The organism is Clostridium polyendosporum (assembly GCF_018332455.1).
Lineage (GTDB): Bacteria > Bacillota > Clostridia > Clostridiales > Clostridiaceae > Clostridium_AY > Clostridium_AY polyendosporum.
On the sequence record NZ_BOPZ01000078.1, the window covers coordinates 1 to 479 of the forward strand.

At 39.9% G+C, this 479-nt stretch carries 1 protein-coding gene; it reads right to left on the reverse strand.

Annotated elements, in window-relative coordinates:
• Positions 1 to 418: reverse transcriptase N-terminal domain-containing protein (locus CPJCM30710_RS17465; RefSeq protein ID WP_212905401.1), on the reverse strand; the 418-nt coding region annotated here is incomplete at its 3' end.
• Positions 419 to 479: the final 61 nt, after the last annotated feature.

Consider the following 479-nt stretch of genomic DNA (forward strand, 5'->3'; position numbering starts at 1 on the left):
GCATTGCTCTATCCTTCATGGTAGGAATACTCAGCGGTCTGAGTTTTCCGTTCGCTTTCTTGATATGAATTCTTCTTGCTGGCATAGGTTTATAGCCCTTTACCTTCAAATCCATAACTGCCTGATATTTTTGTTTGCCTGTTGTCCAAAGTACCTTATCTACGCCGGAGGTTTTTCCTCCCTTATTTCCAGTTACTTTTCGTACCGACAAAGCCTTTGCATAAAAGGAATGTGTAATTAGATACTGAAGTCTCTTTACAAGATTCCAGTTCCTATTTTCTACCGCCTTTACAATCCGGAGTTGAAGTCTATTGACATATTCTTCTGCTATCTTCCAGTCTATTGACTGCCATTTCTTCTCATCAGAACAGCCTGAACGGTTCTCACTTTTCGTGTCGTTGAATCCATGTTCATTCATAGTAATTCATCTCTTTCCTGTAATAGAATACGTGCCGAAGTCAGCTATCTTTCGATTGGAA